Origin of the sequence: uncultured Tenacibaculum sp., assembly GCF_947504135.1 — a bacterium.
Classification (GTDB): domain Bacteria; phylum Bacteroidota; class Bacteroidia; order Flavobacteriales; family Flavobacteriaceae; genus Polaribacter.
Genome location: NZ_CANNGG010000001.1, coordinates 137943 through 159265, shown reverse-complemented (window position 1 = coordinate 159265; position 21323 = coordinate 137943). Strand labels below are relative to the sequence as shown.

The window sequence follows — 21323 nt, the reverse complement described above, 5'->3', positions numbered from 1 at the left end:
TAAATGATTAGTGGCTAGTTTTTAGGTGTTTTACTGTTTAAAACAAGACTTTTAAATGAAAAGTGATGTAATTTTAAACTTTAACGCTTTTTTTTATACAAATAAGATACAACCAATTTAATTTTTTTAAACCTTTGTACCATACAAACAATTAATTTTATACTCAAATAGTAAAAAGATGAGAGTAGCAGTGGTAGGAGCTACCGGAATGGTAGGTAATGTAATGTTACAAGTATTAGCAGAACGTAATTTCCCAGTAACAGAATTAATTCCTGTTGCGTCAGAACGTTCAGTAGGAAATCAAATTGAATTTCAAGGAACAAATTATACAGTAGTAGGTTTAGAAACCGCAGTTACGATGCGACCAGATATTGCGTTGTTTTCTGCTGGAGGAGATACTTCATTAGAATGGGCTCCTAAATTTGCTGAGGTTGGTACAACTGTAATTGATAATTCATCAGCTTGGAGAATGGATCCAACAAAGAAGTTAGTAGTTCCAGAAATTAACGGAGATGTACTAACTAGTGAAGATAAGATTATTGCAAACCCAAACTGCTCTACTATTCAGTTAGTAATGGCATTAGCTCCGTTACACAAAGAGTATAAAATGAAGCGTGTGGTAATTTCAACGTATCAATCAGTTTCGGGAACTGGTGTTAAAGCGGTTCAACAATTAGACAATGAAGAAGCGGGAGTTGAAGGCGAAATGGCATATCCGCACCCTATTGGAAGAAATGCATTACCACATTGTGATGTGTTTTTAGAAAATGGTTACACTAAAGAGGAAATGAAGCTGGTAAAAGAACCTAAAAAGATTTTACGAGACGATTCTTTTAGTATTACAGCTACAGCGGTTAGAATTCCAACAGCGGGTGGACATTCTGAAGCTGTAAATGTTCAGTTTGAAAACGATTTTGAATTAGAGAAAGTTCGTGAATTACTTGATCAATCAGATGGAGTTATTGTACAAGATGATGTGCAAAACAACGTTTATCCAATGCCAATTTTAGCAAATAATAAAGATGAGGTTTTTGTGGGTAGAATTAGAAGAGACGAATCTCAACCAAATACCTTAAATATGTGGATTGTTGCAGATAATTTGCGTAAAGGAGCGGCGACCAATACAATTCAAATAGCAGAATATTTAGTGGCTAACAATTTAGTAAAGTCATCAGTTACTGCTTAGAAAGAAGTAAACATAAATAATATGTAAAAATCCTGTACTTACAAGTGCAGGATTTTTATTTTTGGAATATGAACAAAGAGCAAATAATACAAAACACAATTAAGTTTGTAAAAGAAACTTTACAAGGAGCAGAGGGCGGGCATGATTTTTTTCACATTGAACGCGTATATAAAAACGCATTGTTGATTGCAAAAGATGAAAAGGTAGATGTGTTTGTGGTTTCTTTAGGAGCTTTGCTACATGATATAGCGGATAGCAAATTTTACAATGGAGATGAAACTGTTGGGTCCCAAAAAGCGAGAGTGTTTCTAGAAAGTCAGAAAGTTTCTGAAGAAATCATTACTCATATAGAAAAGATAATTACGAACATTTCTTTTAAAGGAGGGAATTTTGAACAAAAGTTCACTTCTCCTGAACTTGATGTAATTCAGGATGCAGACCGATTAGATGCTATTGGCGCTATTGGTATTGCTCGTTGTTTTAATTATGGCGGATTTAAAAACAGGGAATTGTACAATCCTGAGATTCCTCCGAATTTAAAGATGACAAAAGAGGAGTATAAAAAGTCTACTGCGCCAACTATTAATCATTTTTATGAAAAGTTATTATTATTAAAAGATAAAATGAACACACAAGCAGGTAAAGCTATTGCAGCACAAAGACACGCATACATGGAGGACTTTTTACAGCAGTTTTACAATGAGTGGAATGGAAAGGTTTAGTGTTTTTTAAAATAATAATGTAAAAATATGGTTATTTTAATAAAAAATTTACGTTAAAATTTGGTTGTTTTTGAATTTAATATATATTTGCTTCAGTTAATAAGCCCCCTATTTATTAATGTAATCCCCTTAATGAAAAAAAAGCATCTAACCTAGGTTAGATGCTTTTTTTGCTTGTGTGATATAGCGTATTATTTTCCTGGGAAATCTGGTTTACGTTTTTCTAAAAAGGCAGTAGTTCCTTCTTTAAAATCTTCGGTTCCAAAACAATTTCCGAACTCAGTGATTTCTGTTTTAAAACCATTAACTCCATCTTTAAAATTATCGTTTACTGCTTTAATTGCTGCACTGATTGCTACAGAAGAATTTCGCATAATTTTAGAGGCTATTTTTTCAGCTAAAGGAAGTAGTTCTTCTTGTGAAGTTACATGGTTAACTAAACCAGCGTCTTTTGCTTCATCAGCAGAAATCATACCTGCTGTCATAATTAATTCCATAGCTTTTCCCTTACCTATTAATTGTGGTAAGCGTTGTGTACCTCCATATCCAGGAATAACTCCTAAAGATACCTCAGGTAAGCCCATTTTAGCATTGTCTGAAGCTACTCTAAAATGACAAGCCATTGCTAACTCTAACCCACCTCCTAAAGCAAAACCGTTAATAGCAGCAATAACAGGTGTAGATAAGTTTTCAACAAAATCAAATAAAATTTCCTGCCCTTTTCTTGCTAACATTCCTCCTTCTTCAACAGAAAAATGAGCAAATTCAGAAATATCTGCACCGGCAACAAAAGCTTTTTCACCACTTCCTGTAAGGATAATTGCTTTAACGGTTAAATCATTCTCTAAAGCTTTAAAAGCATTATGTAGTTCTTCAATTGTAGCTTTGTTTAAAGCATTTAATTTCTTTGGTCTGTTAATGATTACAGTTGCTAATCCGTTAGCCTGTTCAACTAAAATATTTTCAAAATTCATGATACTATTTATGTTTTTGGTAAAATTACGGTAAAAACGGTTCCTACTCCTTTGGTTGAAGTAAAGGAAATGGCCCCATCATACGCTTCAATTATATTTTTTATCATCGATAAACCTAAGCCCATTCCACTTGTTTTTGTGGTGAATTTAGGCTCGAAAATAAGTTCTTTATTTTTATCACTAATCCCCTTGCCGTTATCAGAAACCGTAATTTTTACGCTGTTTCCTTCTGAAGCCACTTTAACTTCTATTTTAGGGTTTTTATCAGTTTCTTTTATTGCTTGTATAGAGTTTTTAACCAAATTGGTAACAATTCGTATTAATTGAGTTTTATCAAGACTAGCGTAAAGTTCTTCTTCTTGCGGAATGTATTCTATATAATCTTCTGTGAAAATATCTAATGAATGCTTAACGACATCAACAACATTCATTTTTTCACGACGCTGTGTTGGCATTTTAGCAAAATCAGAAAAGGCAGAAGCAATAGAGCTCATAACGTCTATTTGCTGAATAAGAGTTTCACTGTATTCAGACATCTTTTCTTTTATGTTGGGGTCGTTAGGGTCAAATCTTCTTTCAAAACTTTGTACCGACAAGCGCATTGGGGTTAACGGGTTTTTAATTTCGTGTGCTACTTGTTTTGCCATCTCTCTCCAAGCTTGCTCACGTTCACTTTTAGCAAGTCTAGCAGCGCTATCTTCTAACTGATCAATCATATTGTTATAGGCAGCTACTAACGAGTTAATTTCTGAACTAGCAGAGTTCAACGTAATTTTTTCGTTGCGTTTGTTTAAGCGTGTTTCTTTAATTTTTTCTGAAATTGTTTGAATAGAACGTGTAATATATGTTGATAAGAAGTAAGCTAAAACAATAGCAATGATGAGCATTAATAAATATACTAATGACAAGCGTGAAATAAATTCGCGAAGTTCGTGCTGTTGCTCTTCGTTGTCTTGAGCAATTTGTAGCTCTAAAATCCCAATTCGTTTAAAACGAGGATCATTAATATATGAGTAAGAAGACTGGTAAGTAATTCCTTTTTCTGTTCTGCTTTTTAAAACTTTATGGTTAGAGTTGTTTGCAAGATATTGAATAGTTTCTTTGGGTAGATTTATGCCTTCTTTTTTGTCAAAATTATAGGGAATTGATGACTTTAACAAGTTACCATTCATATCGTACATTGAAATGGTAAGTTTGTGTACATATGCAATATCGTAAATCCTGTCTTGAAATATTTTGGCTAAATTTTGAGTAGTTACAGGATACGTTGTTCTCCTCTTTAACTCTATTTCGATATCTTGTTTTGTAGATGCTTCTTTACGTTCAAACCTTGCTATGTTATAGTCTTTAGTTTGTTCGTCATACTGGTAAATCGTAACCAATACAATTAAAATAGATGCCAATAGTACTAAAAGTATCATTGACAAGAAAATTCTAATTCGTAGCGATATGTTGTTAAAAATGCGCAATTTTATAACTCAATTTTTTTAGTTTTCATAAACAAAGTATCATCTACCTCTCCATCATCATCCCAGTCGTAAGTAGAGGTAGCGCTAAATCCATTATTGGTTTGTGTAATTTTATACCAAGCCTGTACTTGCTTCCCTAAATACGGATAATCAACAAACAGACTATCACCACTAGTTTTCCACTTCCCACCAGTTTCACCGACTTTTTTTCCATCAGCTTGCACAAACCATGCAGAAAAAGTACCATCGTTGTTATAGGTAGATTGTGCTTTTCCTGAGTTAGGTTTGCTAAAATCATCTTCAAAAACAGAAGTACTGTCGGTTTCGTTGGCAGTTAAATATTCAATTTTTAAATAGGTGGTTTCCCAACTACCAACCAAATACTCTTGTAATAAAGATTCTTTTTTTTCTTGTTTACAAGTAACAAAAAGTATTCCGAAAATAAGCGCAGTAATTATGTGTTTTGTTTTCATGATTAAGATTGGATTTTTTCTTCTTTGGTGTGCAGAAGACGCGTTAGTTTAATAGATAAATCTAACAAAATAATTTTAGCATTTCCATTTCTTTCAATATGATATTGTGCGTCACTTACTTCTTTTTCTATGATTAAGATATTGGCGCTATGAATAAACGGAGCAAATTTTGCGAGTTCGAAGTTTGCAGACTGAGTTTCTAAAAACACTAAGTCGGGTGTTCCATAATTTAATAGTAAAGCTTGCCTAAAAAACTGTAAACAATATTGTAAAAATTGTTTTTGGGTTTCTCTACCAGATTTAGCAATTTCTTCTGACCAACCTATTAAATCTTTAATAACAGCAGCATTTCCTTTGGCTCTAAATGCGGCTCTAATCCATGTAATAAACCATTGTTCAAAAACTAAGTCGTTAGAATTGTTATTTAAAACATGTAGTGCTTTGTTATAGCTTCCTTCCGATTGATGAGCAATTTTAATTGCTTCATTTTCTGATACATTTTCTTGCTGTACTAAATTGTTGGCTATATCACTTTCACTTAAAGCAGGGAAGTGTAAAGCTTGGCATCTAGACTTTATGGTATTTATAATTTGTTCTTCATCTTCAGTAACAAGGATGAAAATAGTTTTACTTGGTGGTTCTTCAATCAGTTTCAGTAATTTGTTAGAGGCGGCAACATTCATTTTTTCTGCCATCCAGATAATCATCACTTTAAAACCTCCTTCGTACGATTTTAGTTGTAGTTTTTTTACGATGTCTTCTGCCTCATCAACTCCAATTTGTCCTTGTTTGTTTTCTACACCAATGTGTTGTAACCAATTAAATAAACTTCCATAAGGTTGCTCTTCTATAAATGACCTCCAATCTTCTAAAAATAAATTACTGACAGGGTGTTTTTTAACGGAATCGTTTGTGGTAACTGGAAAAGCAAAATGTAAGTCAGGATGTTGTAATTTATTACACTTAATATTGCAAGCTTCAACATTGTTTGAAAAATTACACAATAAGTATTGAGCATAGGCTATTGCCATAGGTAATGTTCCGCTACCTTCTTTGCCAACAAAGAGTTGTGCATGCGGAATTCTATTATTTTCAGCCGATTGCTGTAAGTGTTTTTTAATGTGTTCTTGCCCAATAATTTCGTTGAAATTCATACCACAAATATAAGATAACAAACAAAGAGAACAATCGATTGTAAGTAAATGATATATTGTATTGATATATTGTTTAGAATGATTCTATTTTGGTATATTTGCTAGCTAAAAATACGTGTTTTTTGAGTACAATTGCATCATTACAAATCGGAGAAAAAGGAATTATATCTGAAGAATGTTTAGATAAAATTCCGTTAAAGTTATTAGAAATGGGGTGTTTGCCGGGAACAGAGGTTGAATTACTTCAAATAGCCCCGTTAAAAGACCCTATGTACATCTGTGTAAATGGGAGTCATTTAGCAATTCGAAAAGAGACAGCTTGTCAAATATCAATATTTAAATTATAGTCGATGAGTAATCGTATTAAAGTAGCATTAATCGGAAATCCGAATACAGGAAAAACATCATTATTCAATCAACTTACAGGTTTAAATCAAAAGGTGGGTAATTACCCAGGGGTTACTGTTGATAAAAAACAAGGAGTTTCTAAACTACCCAATGGTAAAAGTGCAACGATTACCGATTTGCCAGGTACTTATAGTATCAACCCAACTTCTTTAGATGAAAGTATCGTTTTAAAAACCTTGATGACAGCGCATCGAGATGATAAACCTGATATGATTGTTGTGGTTGCTGATGTTGAAAACTTAAAGCGAAACTTATTGCTGTTTTCTCAAATTCAAGATTTAGAAATTCCGACGGTTTTGGCTTTAAACATGGCAGATCAGCTACAACGTAAAGGAATTTCGATAGATATCCCTGCTTTAGAAAAAGAATTGCACACCAAAGTAGTGTTAATGTCGGCAAGAAATAATGAAGGAGTTGATGATTTAAAAAGCGTAATTGCCAATTATGAATCGTTGCAAGTGCATTCTAACTTTAATGAGTTGACAGAAAAAATAGATGCGAATTATTTTAAGAAGCTGTCTTTAGTAAGTGATGAATTTACAGCCTATGAAATGTGGATGTTACTTACCAAAAAGAACACTTCATTACTTTCTGATGTAGAAAAAGAGAAAATAAAGGAGTTTGAAAGTGAAGAAGCAACTCAGAAAAAGCATCAACATAAAGAAACAATTTACAGATATCAGAAAATAAATAACATTTTAAAGAAAACGTATCAGGTAGATAAATCAAAAGCTACAGATGTACGAAGTAAGCTCGATAGAGTTTTTACACATAAAATATTTGGGTATGTAATTTTCTTCGGATTATTACTACTGATATTCCAATCTATTTTTGATTGGGCGTCTACTCCAATGGATTTTATAGATGGTTTATTTGCAGATATTGCTGAATTTACCAAAGCACAATTACCAGCAGGAATGTTCACCGACTTACTTGTCGATGGAGTGATTCCTGGTATTGGTGGAGTGGTTATTTTTATTCCGCAGATTGCTATTTTATTCCTGTTTATTTCTATTCTTGAAGAATCAGGATATATGAGTAGAGTGGTGTTTTTAATGGATAAAATTATGCGTCGCTTTGGAATGAGTGGTAAGAGTGTAATTCCATTAATTTCAGGTACTGCATGTGCTATTCCAGCAATTATGGCAACTCGTACTATTGGTAGCTGGAAAGAGCGTTTAATTACTATTTTGGTAACACCATTTACAACCTGTTCGGCACGATTACCCGTATATGCAATTTTAATAGCATTAATTATTCCTGATACTAAGTTGTTTGGTTTTTTAAGTTTACAAGGGTTTACTTTATTAGCATTATATATTTTAGGTTTTGCTGCAGCAATTATCGCAGCATATATTTTGCATAAAACATTGAAAATAAAAAACAACTCACTTTTTGTAGTTGAAATGCCTAATTATAAAATACCATCAGCAAAAAATGTGTTTTTTGATGTCTTAGATAAAACAAAAGCATTTGTTTTTGGAGCAGGAAAAATCATTTTAGCAATCTCAATAGTATTGTGGTTTTTAGCATCTCACGGACCATCAGCTTTTGAAAATGCTGAGAAAAGTGTTATAGAGAATACTGCAAATAAAAATCTTTCAGAAGAAGATTTAGCTAAAAAAATAGCATCTGCTAAGTTGGCAAACTCATATATAGGAATAGCAGGTAAAACCATTGAGCCTATTGTTAAACCGCTAGGTTATGATTGGAAGATAGGAATCGGATTGATTAGTTCTTTTGCTGCTCGTGAAGTGTTTATTGGTACACTAGCTACCATTTATAGTGTTGAAGATGACAGCGAAGATTCAACTACAATTAAACAAAAAATGGAGTCAGAGATAAACCCAGATACTGGTGAAAAACGATTCAATTTTGCTACAGGAATGTCGTTATTGTTGTTTTATGCATTTGCAATGCAATGTATGGCAACCTTGGCAATTGTAAAACGTGAAACAAAAAGCTGGAAATGGCCATTGGTTCAATTAGTAAGCATGGGTGTTTTAGCGTACTTATCTGCTTTTGCAGTCTATCAAATTTTAAGCTAATGCAAGAAGTTTTAACATATTTAGTTGTTTTAGGAGCGGTTATTTTTTTAGTGAAAAAGTTTTTCTTTAAGGCTAAAAAAAATAAATGCGATACCAATTGTAATTGTTCTTAATAACCTTTAACAATACTTTGCAGTTTCAATTTTAGCAAAAGATGTAAGTTTGCGGTATTATATTTGATAAGTAAGAAAAAAATTAACAGATGAAAAAAATACTTTTAGTAGTTGTCGTTTTTGTCAGCTCTTTTGCACAGGCGCAGCAAGAAATTAAAGCAGATTTATTTGATGCTTTAGCTTTTAAAACATTAGAATTATCGTACGAATATTATACAACAGAACGTTCGTCAATCGGTATTTCAGCATTGTTTAATTTTGAAAAAAGATCGGCTGATTTTAAGTACAACGAAAAGCAAATGTTCACTCCTTTCTTCCGTCATTATTTTAGCGATAGCAGTAACTGGAATTATTTTGGTGAGGTTTTTATGGGGATAAACACAGGTGAAAGAGAGATTACGGTAGAAGGAACAACGCTTAAACAATACAAAGAATATACGGATGGAGCTTTGGGTATAGCGATTGGATCAAAATATGTGTCTTCAGGGGGTTTTGTGGTAGATATCTACGGAGGTTTAGGTAGAAATTTATTTACTTCTGAATCTCGTGCAGTTGTGCCTAGGGTAGGAATAAATTTAGGATATCGTTTTTAAAATATTCAACTTAAATAAAGAATAACAAAGCTCGCAATCGCGAGCTTTTTTTAGTTTATGATAATGTTATTTATAAACCGTAATTAATAACCTACTCCGTTAGAGTAGGTTATTTCTTTTGAATCAAATTAGCGATTACAAAACTTAAAATAGAAGGTAATACCCATCCTAAATTTTGATTAGCAAACGGAATGGTATTTTTTATTTCAGATAAAAATTCAGTATCAATAATATACCCTAAAAAATCAGGAATACTCAACAAGAAAGTTACTGCAACCACAATTTTAAACACGGTAGTTGAAGTGTATCTTTCTGGAAGTACGTTTAATACAATTAAAATGATGGTTATCGGGTAAATAAACATCAATGATGGTAAAGCAATATTTATGATATATTTTACATCAAACTGTCCAATAGCAATTCCTAATAAACAACCAATAATAGCAGTGATTACAAAAACTTTTTGAGAGTTGTTGTTGATTCCTTTAAAGTAATCCGCTGTACCCGTAATAATTCCAACTGCTGTTGTAAAACATGCTAAAGCAACTAAAACACTTAAAAAAACACTACCTATATTACCAAGTGTTTGGTAGCTTAAAGAGTTTAAAATTTCTGTTCTGGTAGCACCTTCACCAAAAGTAGAACTAAATAAAACTCCGTTGTAAATAAGTCCTGCGTAGATAATTAATAAACCGAAACCAGCAATGAATCCAGCTTTGGTAATTAATTCTTTTTTCTCTTCAAACGAAGCATTGGTATTGAAGTTCATCGAAACAACTAAAACTCCACCAACTACTATGGAGGCAATAGCATCAAAAGTTTGATACCCTTCTAGCAAACCGTCTACAAAAGGCATTTTAAAAGATGATGGGTTTACAGTTTCAGGAGCGGTGAAAACTCCGACAAAAATTATTGCCAATAAAATAAAGATGATGAGTGGGGTTAAGAACTTCCCTAACAACTCTAATACCTTCGATCGGTTTATTGAAAAGACAAAAACCAACCCGAAATAAATACTACTAGTTAGTAAAGAGCTGCTCTCAAAATAAGGTGCAATAGCCATTTCATGTGTTACAGATGCAGTTCTGGGCGCTGGTAAGGCAAGACAAATAGCATACATGACAAAGCAGTAAACAAGACTAAAAGGATGAGATACTTTTTTACCAAAATCGTACATGGTACCTTGTAACTTAGCATGTGCTAAAATTCCTAACATAGGAATAAATACTGCTGTAACAAAAAAACCAAGGGTAACCCAAACCCATAAGTTTGCTGCGTTTTTACCTAAAAGAGGAGGTAAAATTAAGTTTCCAGCTCCGAAAAACATTGAAAATAAAGCAAACCCGTTTATAAATATCTCCTTAGTTTTGTGCATCGTTTAACAAATTAATAGGCGACCAATATACATTAAAAAATGATTGTAAAATTTAAGGAAACCACGGTTTTTTACACAGATACTGGTAAAGGGAATAGCGTTGTTTTGTTACATGGATTTTTAGAAAATAATACCATGTGGGATGCTGTTGTTGAGGAAATCTCCAAAAGAAACCGTATGATTTGTATTGATTTGTTAGGGCATGGAAAAACAGGGTGTATTGGGTATATTCATTCGATGGAAGAAATGGCAGAAGCAGTAAAAGCTGTGTTACAAGAATTAAAAATTCGCAGAGCTATTTTTGTAGGGCATTCAATGGGAGGCTATGTTGCTCTTGCTTTTGCAGAAAAATATCCGAAGAATGTAAAAGGATTGTGTTTGCTAAACTCTACTTCTCAAGCAGACAGCGAAGAAAGAAAAAAGTTACGCCTTAGAGCTAATGAAATGGCAAAAGAAAATTATGAGACCTTGGTAAAAATGTCGATAGGTAATTTATTTGCTGAACAAACTCGAGAGCAATTTTCCGAAGTAATAGAAAAAGTAAGAGTTGAAGCATTAAAAACTCCTGTGAGAGGATATATTGCTGCAAGTGAAGGAATGCGTTTGCGTGAAAACAAAGAAGCAGTTTTGCAAACAATTGATAAACGATTGATGATTGCAGGTAAACAAGATTCAATTTTAAATTATGATGCTGTTGTAAAAGAATCGAACAGAACAAAAACCACTTTAATTGAGTTACCCAACGGTCATATGAGTCATATTGAAGCAAAAGAAGAGCTCTTAAAAGCGTTAGCTAACTTTGTGAAATCCTAATAATTTTCTGTTACTTTTGTAAAGTTTTAAAAGATTTAAGTCAATGAAAGTTCATCATTTAGCAAAGCAAAACTCTATTCTTAATAAATTCTTAGCAGAACTTAGAGATGTTACGGTTCAAAAAGATTCAATGCGTTTTCGTAGAAATATAGAACGAATAGGTGAAGTTTTAGGATATGAACTTAGTAAAGAATTGAATTATGACACTAAAGAAATAACGACTCCCTTAGGTACAAAACAAACAAACTTACCAACTAATAATATTGTGTTGTGCTCAATTCTTAGAGCAGGGTTGCCGTTGCATAACGGAATGCTGAATTATTTTGATGATGTAGAAAATGCCTTTATTTCGGCGTATCGCCACCATCCAAACAATGATGAGGAGTTTGAAATAGTGGTAGAATATTTTGCAGCACCGTCAATTGATGGAAAAACATTGTTGTTAGTAGACCCTATGTTAGCAACTGGTCGCTCAATGGTTGAGGTTTACGAAGGAATTAAAAAATACGGAACACCTAAAGAAATAATAATTGTATCAGTAATAGGTTCAGAAGAAGGCGTTGAGTATGTGGGAAAACATGTTCCTGAAGAAACAACTTTATGGATTGGAGATATTGATGAAAAGCTAAACGATAAAGGGTATATTGTTCCAGGTTTAGGTGATGCAGGCGATTTAGCTTATGGAGCAAAGTTGTAGAACCTTACATAAATGCACTTACTGCAAAAGAAGCAAGTAAAAACAAGGTAATAATAGCGTCAGCATACCATTTCTTCTGAAAAAACTCAATTCCGTTAGCTAGAATAACAGATACAGGGAAAAACACATATAAAAATTCAGTTCCAGAACCATCTTCAACTAAAATAAAAATTATAGTTGAAATTACAAACTGTGTCAGTACTAAAATCCAGTTTTTTCTAAACTTATTAGGTACAGATAGAGCTTTAGGACTTTTTAAAAGTATAGAGGCTATTAAAAAGAAACTAATAAAAAGAATAGGGAATAATGATTTTTGATGCGAGTAAAAACTTAAATCCGGATATAAATTCCAGTTAAAAAGAGCTGTGAATTTTTCTGTTTCATCATACCAAAAACAATAGGTAAAGTATAAAAATACAGGTCCGAAAATTCCGATTACAGGAATCAACAAGGTTTGATATGTAAACCGTTGGTGTAGAAAAGTAGAGAGGTAAAGTAGTATAATTAACAAAGCTGTATAAGGCTCTATTAAAAAAGAAATACCCAACCACAAACCACCATCAAACAATTTGTGAAACAGGTTTTTAGATGACTGTAAGCTATATACTTTTCGTAAGAAGAGTAGTACAGTTAAATTCGCATAAAAAGTTTTGTTTATGTTAATAACATCAGGAAAAAAACCAATTAGTATTACAAAAAACAGAAAAGCAAAAGAGTTATCGTAGGTTAGTAAGTTTTTGGTAATGATAAAATTATAAACAGAAAAAACTACTAAAAACCACCCTAATTCTGTAAGAAGATTGAATGATAATTCTTTAGAAAAAATACTTAAAACAAAATACCCTAAAAAAAGAACAAGGAGTACAATAAAATTTATGGGTTTAGATTTACCGAAAAAATTGGCTAACATTGTTTCTTTTTATATTTTTGCAGCTGTAAAGATACTTAAGATATGATAGCAGGCAATATTTTTAAATGGATTGGTAGTTTATTTACCGATTTTTTATTCGCTCCGTTTAATTGGTTACGTTTAACAATCGCTAAATCAGATGCAGGTTGGTGGACTTCCAATGCTGTAAACTGGTTCTTTTTGTTAATCCTTTTAGTGTTATTTGCTTATTGGATGAAAGAAGCAGCGCGTTTCAAAAAAGAAGGAACTGAAGATAGAGCCTAATTTCTATACACTTTGGGAAGCAAAAACAAACTAAAACGTTTCAAAGAAAATGAAACGTTTGCTAACGTTATTCAACCAACACGAGAAGAAGTAACCAATAACTTTTCTTATAAAGGAAAGTGGAATACTTTTTTTAAAAATGACAATCCAATAGTCTTAGAGCTAGGTTGTGGTAAAGGAGAATATACGATTGCTTTAGCAGAAAAAAATCCTGATAAAAACTTTATTGGAATTGATATTAAAGGTGCGCGATTTTGGCGAGGAGCTAAAACAGCACTAGAAAATAACATGGAAAATGTAGCTTTTATTAGAACTCAAATAGAGTTAGTAGATTATATTTTTGCTGAAAATGAGGTTTCTGAAATTTGGATAACCTTCCCAGATCCACAAATTAAGTATAAACGCACTAAGCACCGTATGACGAATTCTGAATTTTTAAAGAAATACCATGGAATTTTAAATTCAGAAGGGACAGTTAACTTAAAAACCGATAGTGAATTCATGCACGGTTACACTTTAGGTTTATTACATGGAGAAGGTCACGAAATATTACACGCCAACCACAATGTTTATAAAAATGTCTATAGCCCAGAAGAGGTAACCGGTACGCAAACATTTTACGAAAAACAATATTTAGAAATCGGAAAACCGATTACTTACATAAAATTTAAACTTAATTACTAATCCTGCTTTTTTGCAGGATTTTTTGTTTTTAGGCTTTTCTTCGGTCGAAAGGTGTTCGTTAAAGTCATTATCTTTACCAAATGGCAGATAAAAATTTCTTCGAAAAAGTGTATGAAGTAGCTCGTTTAATACCGCATGGAAGAGTTACAAGTTACGGAGCTATAGCAACCTATTTAGGAGCAGCTCGCTCAGCAAGAATGGTAGGTTGGGCAATGAATAATTCTTCAGAAAAAGAAGTACCAGCACATCGAGTAGTAAACAGAAAAGGATTGTTAACAGGAAAACACCATTTTGATGGGACAAACCTCATGCAACAATTATTAGAAAGCGAAGGAATAGAAGTTATTGACAACCAAATTCAAGACTTTGAAAAGGTGTTTTGGAATCCGAGTGAAGAGTTACACTAGCTCTGGCTATTTAAAAGTTTGTATCTCACATTTCTAAAACAGAGTTAATCCGCAGAATTTGTGTCTATAAAACAAGTTGATAAAACCATAAATATTACCAATCTAAAGACTTTATTTTCTGAGGGCTAAAACGTATCTTTGCAGTTAAGATTAAATAAAAATAAGCAACAAGCTTATCGCTTGCTGTTTAAAGCATATAGCATAAAACATGAGTTTTAAAAAACAAGATATATACAAAGCGTTAGAAACAATAACAGCACCAGGAGAAGGTAAAAGCTTAATTGAAAACGAAAATGTAACTAACGTTGTAAGTTTTGGAAATGAAGTAATTGTTGATGTAACAATTTCAAACCCTTCATTGCAAGCAAAAAAGAAAATAGAAGTTGAAATTATGAAAGCAATTCACGAACACGTTGATCAAAAAATCGATGTAAAAGTGAATGTGAAGGTGGAGGTTCAACAAAAAGAAAACCCAAATCAAATTAGAGGGAAAGAAATTCCCAATATTCAAAACATCATAGCTATAGCTTCAGGTAAAGGTGGAGTAGGAAAATCTACCATTACCTCAAACATGGCAGTTTCATTAGCAAAAATGGGCTTTAAAGTAGGAGTGTTAGATGCCGATGTTTATGGACCATCACAGCACTTAATGTTTGATGTAGAAAGAGAAAAGCCATTAGCGGTAAACGTAAATGGGCGTTCAAAAATGAAGCCGATTGAAAGTTACGGAGTAAAATTATTATCACTAGGTTTCTTTACCGATCCAAGTCAGGCAGTAATTTGGCGTGGACCAATGGCTTCAAAAGCACTAAATCAATTAATTTTTGATGCAGATTGGGGAGAGTTAGATTTCTTACTAATTGACTTACCTCCAGGTACAGGAGATGTACATTTATCAATAGTACAAGCAGTACCAATTAACGGAGCAGTTGTAGTAAGTACACCACAAAACATTGCCTTAGCAGATGCTAAAAAAGGAGTAGCAATGTTTAAACAAGAAAGTATTAACGTACCAGTATTAGGTATCGTTGAAAATATGGCGTATTTTACACCAGCAGAACTTCCTAACAATAAATATTATATTTTTGGAGAAGGAGGTGCTAAAAATTTAGCAGAAGATATTGAAACAAGTTTCTTAGGAGAAATACCATTAGTACAAAGCATACGTGAAGCAGGAGATGTTGGACATCCAGTAGCTTTACAAGAAAACACACCGCTAGCAGAAGCTTTTACAGAGGTAACTAAAGAAATGGTTTCGCAACTATTAAAAAGAAATGCAAACTTACCACCAACAGAAGTAGTACGAATTACTACCATGAGTGGTTGTAGCTCAAAATAAGCAGTTATGGCAACAGCAGACATAAGAAATAACGTAGAAAAAGCGTTGGAAGAAATCCGACCTTTTTTAGTAAGTGATGGAGGTAATATTAAGCTAATATCTATAGAAGACAGTACAGTAAAAGTACAATTAGAAGGAGCTTGCAGCGGTTGTTCAGTCAATCAAATGACCTTGAAAAACGGAGTAGAAGCAACAATAAAAAAATACGCACCAGAAGTTACAGAAGTAATTAATGTAGCTTAACTGATAAAAGTCAGGTTTTAAACTGAATTATTACTGTAATTTTGGGTGTTCGGGCGTGCTTTCGTTACTCGCTACCCGATTAAAAAAATCGGGAGAGCTCAAACAAGCCACTCAATCACTAACGCATATATATTCCTGTCTTATATCAAAAGGCAGGAATCTCAGTATAAATAAGAGAATTTTGTTATAAAATGATACAAACAGATATATTAATTATTGGAGCAGGACCTACAGGATTATTCACGGTTTTCGAAGCAGGATTATTAAAATTACGCTGTCATTTAATTGATGCCTTACCACAACCAGGAGGGCAATGTTCAGAAATTTATCCAAAAAAACCAATTTATGATATCCCAGCATATCCAGAGATTTTAGCCGGAGATTTGACCGATAAATTAATGGAACAAATTAAACAATTTGAACCAGGATTTACTTTGGGTGAACGTGCTGACACTATTGAAAAGCAAGAGGACGGAACGTTTATCGTTACCACCAATAAAGGAACAAAACACCAAGCACCAGTAGTAGCAATTGCAGGAGGTTTAGGAAGTTTTGAACCGCGTAAACCACCTATTCCAAATATTGTTGATTTTGAAGATAAGGGAGTGGAATACATGATTAAAGAACCAGAAATTTATCGTGGTAAAGATGTGGTAATTGCTGGAGGTGGAGATTCTGCTTTAGATTGGTCTATCTTCTTAACAGACGTAGCAAAATCTGTAACTTTAATTCACAGAAGAAATGAGTTCCGTGGAGCTTTAGATTCTGTTGATAAAGTACAAGAATTAAAAAATGAAGGAAAACTAATGTTAATTACACCAGCAGAAGTTAAAGGTATTGTAGGAGAAGAAAAGGTAGAAGGTGTATTAGTAGAGCAAAAAGATAAAGACCCGTTTACATTACCTTGTGAGCATTTCATTCCGTTATTTGGACTATCTCCAAAATTAGGACCAATAGCCAATTGGGGATTAGAAATAGAAAAAAATGCCATAAAAGTAAATAACGCTTTAGACTATCAAACGAATGTAGAAGGAATTTATGCAATAGGCGATGTGAATACATACCCTGGAAAATTAAAGTTAATTTTATGTGGTTTTCATGAAGCAACGTTAATGTGTCAGAGTGCTTATAAACGTATTCATCCAGACAAAAAGTATGTGATGAAATATACAACGGTTGGTGGAGTTGACGGGTTTGACGGTACTCGAAAAGAAGCACCTAAAGCTGTAGTTAAAGCGATAAATTAAGCGTGACATTAACTGAATGCATACAACAATTATCCGAAGACAAATTATTGTACTTCGCTTTGCCTATATTTTTGATTTCCATGTTAGTGGAATACCGAATAGCAAAAGAAAAATATCATGGTAAAGATACTAGAGTATCAATGTTAATGATGGTGTTTTCTGCTATTGTTGAATTTATTCCAAAAATCTTAGCATTTGTGGCTTTTTTCTACTTGCATGAAATTAGCCCATTAAAAGGTATTGTACAACGTCAATGGTGGGCATGGATTTTATTGTTGTTGGCTGATGATTTTGCTTATTACTGGTTCCACCGTTTAAATCACGAAGTACGCTTGTTTTGGGCAGGTCATGTACCACATCATTCGTCAGTGCATATGAATTTAGGAACAGCGTTACGCCAAGGAGTCGGTGAACGTATTCATAAATTTTTCTTTTGGATGTGGATTCCATTACTTGGGTTTGATCCATTAATGATGTTTACCATGATGGGAATCAGTTTAATTTATCAGTTTTTTGTACATACAGAATTGGTTGATAAACTTCCGAAGCCTATTGAATTAATCTTCAATACACCATCACATCACCGAGTGCATCATGCTTCCAATATTAGATATTTAGATTGCAACCATGCAGGAATTTTAATTATTTGGGATCGTATGTTTGGTACCTTTTCCGAAGAATTAAAAGAAGTTGATAAACCAGTATATGGATTAACCGTAAATATTGAAACGTTTAACCCAGTAAAAGTGGCAACACATGAATATGCTGCAATTTGGAATGATGTAAAAAGAGCATATAAATGGAGTGATAAACTCAATTATATATTCAATTCACCAGGTTGGACACATGATGGAGAAGATAAAAGAGCAAAAACACTTCGAAAAAAAATGAACTTGTAAAATGGAACAAGATATTACGATAAAAATTACCGATCGTGATGGAGTAACTCACGAGGTACAAGCACCAACAGATATGGCTATGAACTTAATGGAAGTAGTTCGTTCGTACGAATTAGCTCCTGAAGGAACCATTGGTATTTGTGGAGGAATGGCAATGTGTGCTTCTTGTCAATGCTATGTAAAATCAGATCATGAATTGCCAGAAATGGGAGATGATGAAGAAGCAATGCTAGCCGAAGCTTTTTATGTAGAAGACAATAGCCGATTGGGTTGTCAAATACAAATGACACCAGATTTAGATGGTTTAGAGGTAGAATTAGCTCCTGAAAGTTAATAAAAAACCACACTTTTCTGTATATTTGTAGAACAACAACTAAAGTTCTAGAAATGTATTGGTTAGACCTTTTATCACATTTAAAATTTATGATAAAGCGCAACCCTGAATAGTTGCAACTAGTTAGTTAAAAAAGGAGTTAATTATCAAATTAACACATTAATTAATTATCAAATTATCAAGTATGCCTTTTTATCATAAATTAGGAAAAATTCCACATAAACGACATATACAATTTCGTAAAGAAGACGGAAGTTTATATTACGAACAATTATTTGGTACAATTGGTTTCGACGGAATGTCAACCAACAGCTATCATGAATATAGACCAACAATGGTCAAAGAAATTCGTAAGCAATACTCTATTGCGCCTAAAGTAGCGAAAGAAAACAATATTCAATCGTATCGCTTCAGAGGATTTCAAGTTCCAGCAGAAAATGATTACTTAAAAAGTAGAAAAGTAGTTCTTACCAATTCTGATTGTAATATCATTTTATCGGCTCCAAAAGAATCTACCAAAGATTACTTTTATAAGAATACAGATGCAGATGAGGTGATTTTCATCCACAAAGGAACTGGGAAATTACGCACGATGTTAGGGAATTTAGATTTCAAATACGGAGACTATTTAGTAATTCCTCGTGGAATCATTTATAAATTAGATTTCGATACGGAAGATAACAGATTATTTATCGTAGAATCATATCGTCCGGTATATACTCCAAAAAGATACCGTAACTGGTTTGGGCAATTATTAGAACATTCACCATTTTGTGAGCGTGATATCCGCAGACCAGAAGAGTTAGAAACGCATGATGAAAAAGGAGATTTCGTTATCAATGTAAAAAAACAAGATGAAATTATTGAAATGGTTTACGCAACACATCCATTTGATGTGGTTGGATACGATGGATATAACTATCCGTATGCATTTTCAATTCACGATTTCGAACCAATAACAGGGCGTATTCATCAACCGCCACCAGTGCATCAAACTTTTGAAACAGATGCTTTTGTAATCTGTAGTTTTGTACCAAGGTTATACGACTACCACCCGCAGGCTATTCCAGCACCATACAACCACAGTAATATTGATTCTGACGAAGTATTGTATTATGTAGATGGTGATTTTATGAGTAGAAACGATATTGCTCCAGGACATATATCGTTACACCCAGCAGGAATTCCTCACGGACCACATCCAGGTGCTACTGAAAGAAGTATCGGTGAAACTGTAACTGAAGAACTAGCCGTAATGGTTGATACTTTTAAACCGTTAAAAGTAACCGAAGAAGCTATGAAAATAGCAGATGCAGATTATTACAAATCTTGGTTAGAGGAGTAATTTTGAGAATATAGAAAAAAGAGTAAAGAAAAGAGACAATTCCTAACTATGAAAAGACACAACTATAAAAATCTTAAAATTTGGAATATTGGGATAGATATAGTTGAAGATGTTTTTAAACTTATGGACAAGTTTCCTAAAGAAGAAAAGTTTGGTTTAGTTTCTCAAATAAATAGATGTTCAGTTTCGATGCTTAGTAATATTGCAGAAGGTTCGTCAAGAACAGATAAGTCTTTTTTCTCACTTTATTGATATAGCTTTAGGCTCATCATTTGAATTAGAAACACAACTGATTATAGCCTGTAAAAGGAATTATATAACACAACAAGAATTAACATTGATTCAAGAAAAGATAGCAGAGTTTCAAAAAATGACAATGGGTTTTCAAAATAAACTTTAAAAGTCTAGTTTCTCGTTTCTCTTTTCTCGTATCTAAAAACGAACAAACATGTCAAAAGAAATAAAATCAGTAAACTACGGTTTAGAAAAAATATTTGAAGGAGCTCAAGACTTCTTACCACTTTTAGGAACAGATTATGTAGAGTTTTATGTAGGAAATGCAAAACAAGCAGCGCATTTTTATAAAACAGCATTCGGGTTTCAATCCTTAGCCTATAAAGGACTAGAAACAGGTTCAAAAGAAGAAGTAAGCTATGTGTTAGTACAAGATAAAATCCGATTAGTATTAACGACTCCTTTAAACAGTAAGTCACCAATTAATGAGCATATTGTAAAACATGGTGATGGAGTTAAAGTAGTAGCGCTTTGGGTTGAGGATGCTAGAAAAGCTTACGAAGAAACAACTTCAAGAGGAGCAAAATCATACATGGAGCCAACTGTTGAAACAGATGAGCACGGAGAAGTTGTAAGAGCTGGTATTTACACATACGGAGAAACAGTTCATATGTTTGTAGAGCGTAAAAATTACAACGGAACATTTTTACCAGGTTTCCAAAAATGGGAATCAGATTATAATCCACCAACAGCAGGATTAAAATATATCGATCATATGGTTGGTAATGTTGGTTGGAATCAAATGGATGTTTGGGTAAAATGGTATGAAGATGTAATGGGATTTGAAAACTTCTTATCATTTGATGACAAACAAATTCATACAGAATACTCTGCTTTAATGAGTAAAGTAATGTCTAACGGAAACGGAAGAATCAAATTCCCAATTAACGAGCCAGCTGAAGGAAAAAAACGTTCTCAAATTGAAGAATATTTAGATTTTTATGAAGGAGCAGGAGTACAACACATTGCTGTTGCTACTGATGATATTATAAAAACAGTAAGTCAATTAAGATCTCAAGGGGTAGAATTTTTATCAACTCCACCAGAAGAATATTACAAAGCAGTTCCAGGAAGATTAGAAGAATTTAGTCACGAGTTAAGAGAAGATATTAAAAAGCTAAAATCTCTAGGAATTATGATTGATGCTGATGAAGAAGGGTATTTATTACAAATCTTTACAAAACCAGTAGAAGATCGTCCTACGTTATTCTTTGAAATTATCCAACGTATGGGAGCTCGTGGTTTTGGAGCAGGAAACTTTAAAGCGTTGTTCGAATCAATCGAAAGAGAGCAAGAATTAAGAGGAACGTTATAGACTAATAGATAATAGAA

Annotated in this window: 23 protein-coding genes and 1 pseudogene; 18 read left to right on the top strand and 6 right to left on the bottom strand. The window is 33.2% G+C overall.

Annotation, left to right across the window (positions count from 1 at the left end; translation table 11 throughout):
• Positions 1 to 178 precede the first annotated feature (178 nt).
• Together Q0663_RS00715 and Q0663_RS00710 are read left to right on the top strand one after the other, a co-directional pair.
• Complete coding sequence (locus Q0663_RS00715) at positions 179 to 1186, top strand: aspartate-semialdehyde dehydrogenase (protein WP_299004803.1); 1008 nt, start codon at positions 179 to 181, stop codon at positions 1184 to 1186.
• Between the two features lie 68 nt (positions 1187 to 1254).
• Entirely contained in the window at positions 1255 to 1908 is a 654-nt protein-coding gene (locus tag Q0663_RS00710) for an HD domain-containing protein (RefSeq protein WP_299004800.1), read from the top strand.
• Between the two features lie 191 nt (positions 1909 to 2099).
• On the opposite strand, the gene Q0663_RS00705 is transcribed toward Q0663_RS00710, so the two are convergent.
• The 4 genes from Q0663_RS00705 to Q0663_RS00690 are packed head-to-tail and all read right to left on the bottom strand — an operon-like array spanning position 2100 to position 5978.
• Positions 2100 to 2882 (bottom strand): enoyl-CoA hydratase-related protein, encoded by a 783-nt coding sequence (locus Q0663_RS00705; protein WP_299004797.1) that lies wholly within the window; start codon positions 2880 to 2882, stop codon positions 2100 to 2102.
• Positions 2883 to 2890: 8 nt separating this feature from the next.
• A complete protein-coding gene (locus tag Q0663_RS00700; protein ID WP_299004794.1) occupies positions 2891 to 4303 on the bottom strand; it encodes an ATP-binding protein in 1413 nt (470 codons plus the stop codon).
• Between the two features lie 50 nt (positions 4304 to 4353).
• Positions 4354 to 4824 carry a hypothetical protein gene (locus Q0663_RS00695; protein WP_299004792.1) on the bottom strand — a complete coding sequence of 157 codons (471 nt, stop codon included), beginning with the start codon at positions 4822 to 4824 and terminating at the stop codon, positions 4354 to 4356.
• 2 nt (positions 4825 to 4826) lie between these two features.
• The gene (locus Q0663_RS00690; RefSeq protein ID WP_299004789.1) at positions 4827 to 5978 is read right to left on the bottom strand and encodes a DNA polymerase III subunit delta'; all 1152 of its coding nucleotides are present in this window, start codon (positions 5976 to 5978) and stop codon (positions 4827 to 4829) included.
• A gap of 122 nt (positions 5979 to 6100) precedes the next feature.
• On the opposite strand from Q0663_RS00690, the gene Q0663_RS00685 reads away from it, so the two are divergent.
• From Q0663_RS00685 to Q0663_RS00670, 3 genes are all read left to right on the top strand, one after another.
• Positions 6101 to 6325 carry a FeoA family protein gene (locus Q0663_RS00685; RefSeq protein ID WP_274634219.1) on the top strand — a complete coding sequence of 75 codons (225 nt, stop codon included), beginning with the start codon at positions 6101 to 6103 and terminating at the stop codon, positions 6323 to 6325.
• Between the two features lie 3 nt (positions 6326 to 6328).
• Entirely contained in the window at positions 6329 to 8434 is a 2106-nt protein-coding gene (gene feoB, locus Q0663_RS00680; protein ID WP_299004786.1) for a ferrous iron transport protein B, read from the top strand.
• Between the two features lie 202 nt (positions 8435 to 8636).
• Positions 8637 to 9140 carry a DUF3575 domain-containing protein gene (locus tag Q0663_RS00670; RefSeq protein WP_299004783.1) on the top strand — a complete coding sequence of 168 codons (504 nt, stop codon included), beginning with the start codon at positions 8637 to 8639 and terminating at the stop codon, positions 9138 to 9140.
• 109 nt (positions 9141 to 9249) lie between these two features.
• Here the strand turns inward: Q0663_RS00670 and brnQ are convergent, their stop codons facing one another.
• Entirely contained in the window at positions 9250 to 10515 is a 1266-nt protein-coding gene (gene brnQ, locus Q0663_RS00665; RefSeq protein WP_299004781.1) for a branched-chain amino acid transport system II carrier protein, read from the bottom strand.
• A 39-nt stretch (positions 10516 to 10554) separates the two neighbouring features.
• On the opposite strand from brnQ, the gene Q0663_RS00660 reads away from it, so the two are divergent.
• Both Q0663_RS00660 and upp read left to right on the top strand, forming a co-directional pair.
• Complete coding sequence (locus tag Q0663_RS00660; RefSeq protein ID WP_299004778.1) at positions 10555 to 11328, top strand: alpha/beta hydrolase; 774 nt, start codon at positions 10555 to 10557, stop codon at positions 11326 to 11328.
• 43 nt (positions 11329 to 11371) lie between these two features.
• The gene (gene upp, locus Q0663_RS00655; protein WP_299004775.1) at positions 11372 to 12025 is read left to right on the top strand and encodes a uracil phosphoribosyltransferase; all 654 of its coding nucleotides are present in this window, start codon (positions 11372 to 11374) and stop codon (positions 12023 to 12025) included.
• A gap of 4 nt (positions 12026 to 12029) precedes the next feature.
• On the opposite strand, the gene Q0663_RS00650 is transcribed toward upp, so the two are convergent.
• A complete protein-coding gene (locus Q0663_RS00650) occupies positions 12030 to 12935 on the bottom strand; it encodes a DUF6427 family protein (RefSeq protein WP_299004772.1) in 906 nt (301 codons plus the stop codon).
• Between the two features lie 42 nt (positions 12936 to 12977).
• Here Q0663_RS00650 and Q0663_RS00645 point away from each other — a divergent pair, with 42 nt between their 5' ends.
• The 11 genes and pseudogenes from Q0663_RS00645 to hppD all read left to right on the top strand — a co-directional run bounded on the left by Q0663_RS00645 (position 12978) and on the right by hppD (position 21306).
• On the top strand, positions 12978 to 13199 hold the full coding sequence (locus Q0663_RS00645; RefSeq protein ID WP_299004769.1) for a hypothetical protein: 222 nt from the start codon (positions 12978 to 12980) through the stop codon (positions 13197 to 13199).
• Positions 13200 to 13211: 12 nt separating this feature from the next.
• The gene (gene trmB, locus Q0663_RS00640) at positions 13212 to 13883 is read left to right on the top strand and encodes a tRNA (guanosine(46)-N7)-methyltransferase TrmB (protein ID WP_299004764.1); all 672 of its coding nucleotides are present in this window, start codon (positions 13212 to 13214) and stop codon (positions 13881 to 13883) included.
• Between the two features lie 80 nt (positions 13884 to 13963).
• Positions 13964 to 14290 carry an MGMT family protein gene (locus tag Q0663_RS00635; protein ID WP_299004761.1) on the top strand — a complete coding sequence of 109 codons (327 nt, stop codon included), beginning with the start codon at positions 13964 to 13966 and terminating at the stop codon, positions 14288 to 14290.
• A gap of 208 nt (positions 14291 to 14498) precedes the next feature.
• Positions 14499 to 15629: an Mrp/NBP35 family ATP-binding protein gene (locus Q0663_RS00630; RefSeq protein WP_299004758.1), complete on the top strand. Its 1131-nt coding sequence runs from the start codon at positions 14499 to 14501 to the stop codon at positions 15627 to 15629.
• Positions 15630 to 15635: 6 nt separating this feature from the next.
• On the top strand, positions 15636 to 15872 hold the full coding sequence (locus Q0663_RS00625; RefSeq protein WP_299004755.1) for a NifU family protein: 237 nt from the start codon (positions 15636 to 15638) through the stop codon (positions 15870 to 15872).
• Positions 15873 to 16063: 191 nt separating this feature from the next.
• The gene (locus Q0663_RS00620; protein ID WP_299004749.1) at positions 16064 to 17119 is read left to right on the top strand and encodes an NAD(P)/FAD-dependent oxidoreductase; all 1056 of its coding nucleotides are present in this window, start codon (positions 16064 to 16066) and stop codon (positions 17117 to 17119) included.
• Between the two features lie 80 nt (positions 17120 to 17199).
• Positions 17200 to 18018, top strand: coding sequence for a sterol desaturase family protein (locus Q0663_RS00615; protein WP_299004746.1), 819 nt, complete (start codon positions 17200 to 17202; stop codon positions 18016 to 18018).
• Between the two features lies 1 nt (position 18019).
• Positions 18020 to 18352, top strand: a complete 333-nt coding sequence (locus Q0663_RS00610; RefSeq protein ID WP_120185967.1) for a 2Fe-2S iron-sulfur cluster-binding protein — start codon at positions 18020 to 18022, stop codon at positions 18350 to 18352.
• Positions 18353 to 18536: 184 nt separating this feature from the next.
• On the top strand, positions 18537 to 19697 hold the full coding sequence (locus Q0663_RS00605; RefSeq protein ID WP_299004741.1) for a homogentisate 1,2-dioxygenase: 1161 nt from the start codon (positions 18537 to 18539) through the stop codon (positions 19695 to 19697).
• Positions 19698 to 19745: 48 nt separating this feature from the next.
• Positions 19746 to 20097 (top strand): annotated as a pseudogene (locus Q0663_RS00600) (four helix bundle protein).
• Positions 20098 to 20145: 48 nt separating this feature from the next.
• Positions 20146 to 21306, top strand: coding sequence for a 4-hydroxyphenylpyruvate dioxygenase (gene hppD / locus Q0663_RS00595; protein WP_299004739.1), 1161 nt, complete (start codon positions 20146 to 20148; stop codon positions 21304 to 21306).
• The last annotated feature ends 17 nt before the right edge of the window (positions 21307 to 21323 follow it).

What these genes read in the sequence shown, in the direction of transcription:
- Q0663_RS00625 (WP_299004755.1), top strand. Translation starts at nt 15,636, where the DNA reads ATGGCAACAGCAGACATAAGAAATAACGTAGAAAAAGCGTTGGAAGAA.
- brnQ (WP_299004781.1), bottom strand. Translation starts at nt 10,515, where the DNA reads ATGCACAAAACTAAGGAGATATTTATAAACGGGTTTGCTTTATTTTCA.
- Q0663_RS00610 (WP_120185967.1), top strand. Translation starts at nt 18,020, where the DNA reads ATGGAACAAGATATTACGATAAAAATTACCGATCGTGATGGAGTAACT.
- Q0663_RS00630 (WP_299004758.1), top strand. Translation starts at nt 14,499, where the DNA reads ATGAGTTTTAAAAAACAAGATATATACAAAGCGTTAGAAACAATAACA.
- Q0663_RS00620 (WP_299004749.1), top strand. Translation starts at nt 16,064, where the DNA reads ATGATACAAACAGATATATTAATTATTGGAGCAGGACCTACAGGATTA.
- Q0663_RS00700 (WP_299004794.1), bottom strand. Translation starts at nt 4,303, where the DNA reads ATGATACTTTTAGTACTATTGGCATCTATTTTAATTGTATTGGTTACG.
- Q0663_RS00635 (WP_299004761.1), top strand. Translation starts at nt 13,964, where the DNA reads ATGGCAGATAAAAATTTCTTCGAAAAAGTGTATGAAGTAGCTCGTTTA.
- Q0663_RS00650 (WP_299004772.1), bottom strand. Translation starts at nt 12,935, where the DNA reads ATGTTAGCCAATTTTTTCGGTAAATCTAAACCCATAAATTTTATTGTA.
- Q0663_RS00660 (WP_299004778.1), top strand. Translation starts at nt 10,555, where the DNA reads ATGATTGTAAAATTTAAGGAAACCACGGTTTTTTACACAGATACTGGT.
- Q0663_RS00715 (WP_299004803.1), top strand. Translation starts at nt 179, where the DNA reads ATGAGAGTAGCAGTGGTAGGAGCTACCGGAATGGTAGGTAATGTAATG.
- Q0663_RS00695 (WP_299004792.1), bottom strand. Translation starts at nt 4,824, where the DNA reads ATGAAAACAAAACACATAATTACTGCGCTTATTTTCGGAATACTTTTT.
- feoB (WP_299004786.1), top strand. Translation starts at nt 6,329, where the DNA reads ATGAGTAATCGTATTAAAGTAGCATTAATCGGAAATCCGAATACAGGA.
- Q0663_RS00705 (WP_299004797.1), bottom strand. Translation starts at nt 2,882, where the DNA reads ATGAATTTTGAAAATATTTTAGTTGAACAGGCTAACGGATTAGCAACT.
- upp (WP_299004775.1), top strand. Translation starts at nt 11,372, where the DNA reads ATGAAAGTTCATCATTTAGCAAAGCAAAACTCTATTCTTAATAAATTC.
- Q0663_RS00615 (WP_299004746.1), top strand. Translation starts at nt 17,200, where the DNA reads ATGTTAGTGGAATACCGAATAGCAAAAGAAAAATATCATGGTAAAGAT.
- Q0663_RS00690 (WP_299004789.1), bottom strand. Translation starts at nt 5,978, where the DNA reads ATGAATTTCAACGAAATTATTGGGCAAGAACACATTAAAAAACACTTA.
- Q0663_RS00670 (WP_299004783.1), top strand. Translation starts at nt 8,637, where the DNA reads ATGAAAAAAATACTTTTAGTAGTTGTCGTTTTTGTCAGCTCTTTTGCA.
- Q0663_RS00605 (WP_299004741.1), top strand. Translation starts at nt 18,537, where the DNA reads ATGCCTTTTTATCATAAATTAGGAAAAATTCCACATAAACGACATATA.
- Q0663_RS00710 (WP_299004800.1), top strand. Translation starts at nt 1,255, where the DNA reads ATGAACAAAGAGCAAATAATACAAAACACAATTAAGTTTGTAAAAGAA.
- hppD (WP_299004739.1), top strand. Translation starts at nt 20,146, where the DNA reads ATGTCAAAAGAAATAAAATCAGTAAACTACGGTTTAGAAAAAATATTT.
- Q0663_RS00645 (WP_299004769.1), top strand. Translation starts at nt 12,978, where the DNA reads ATGATAGCAGGCAATATTTTTAAATGGATTGGTAGTTTATTTACCGAT.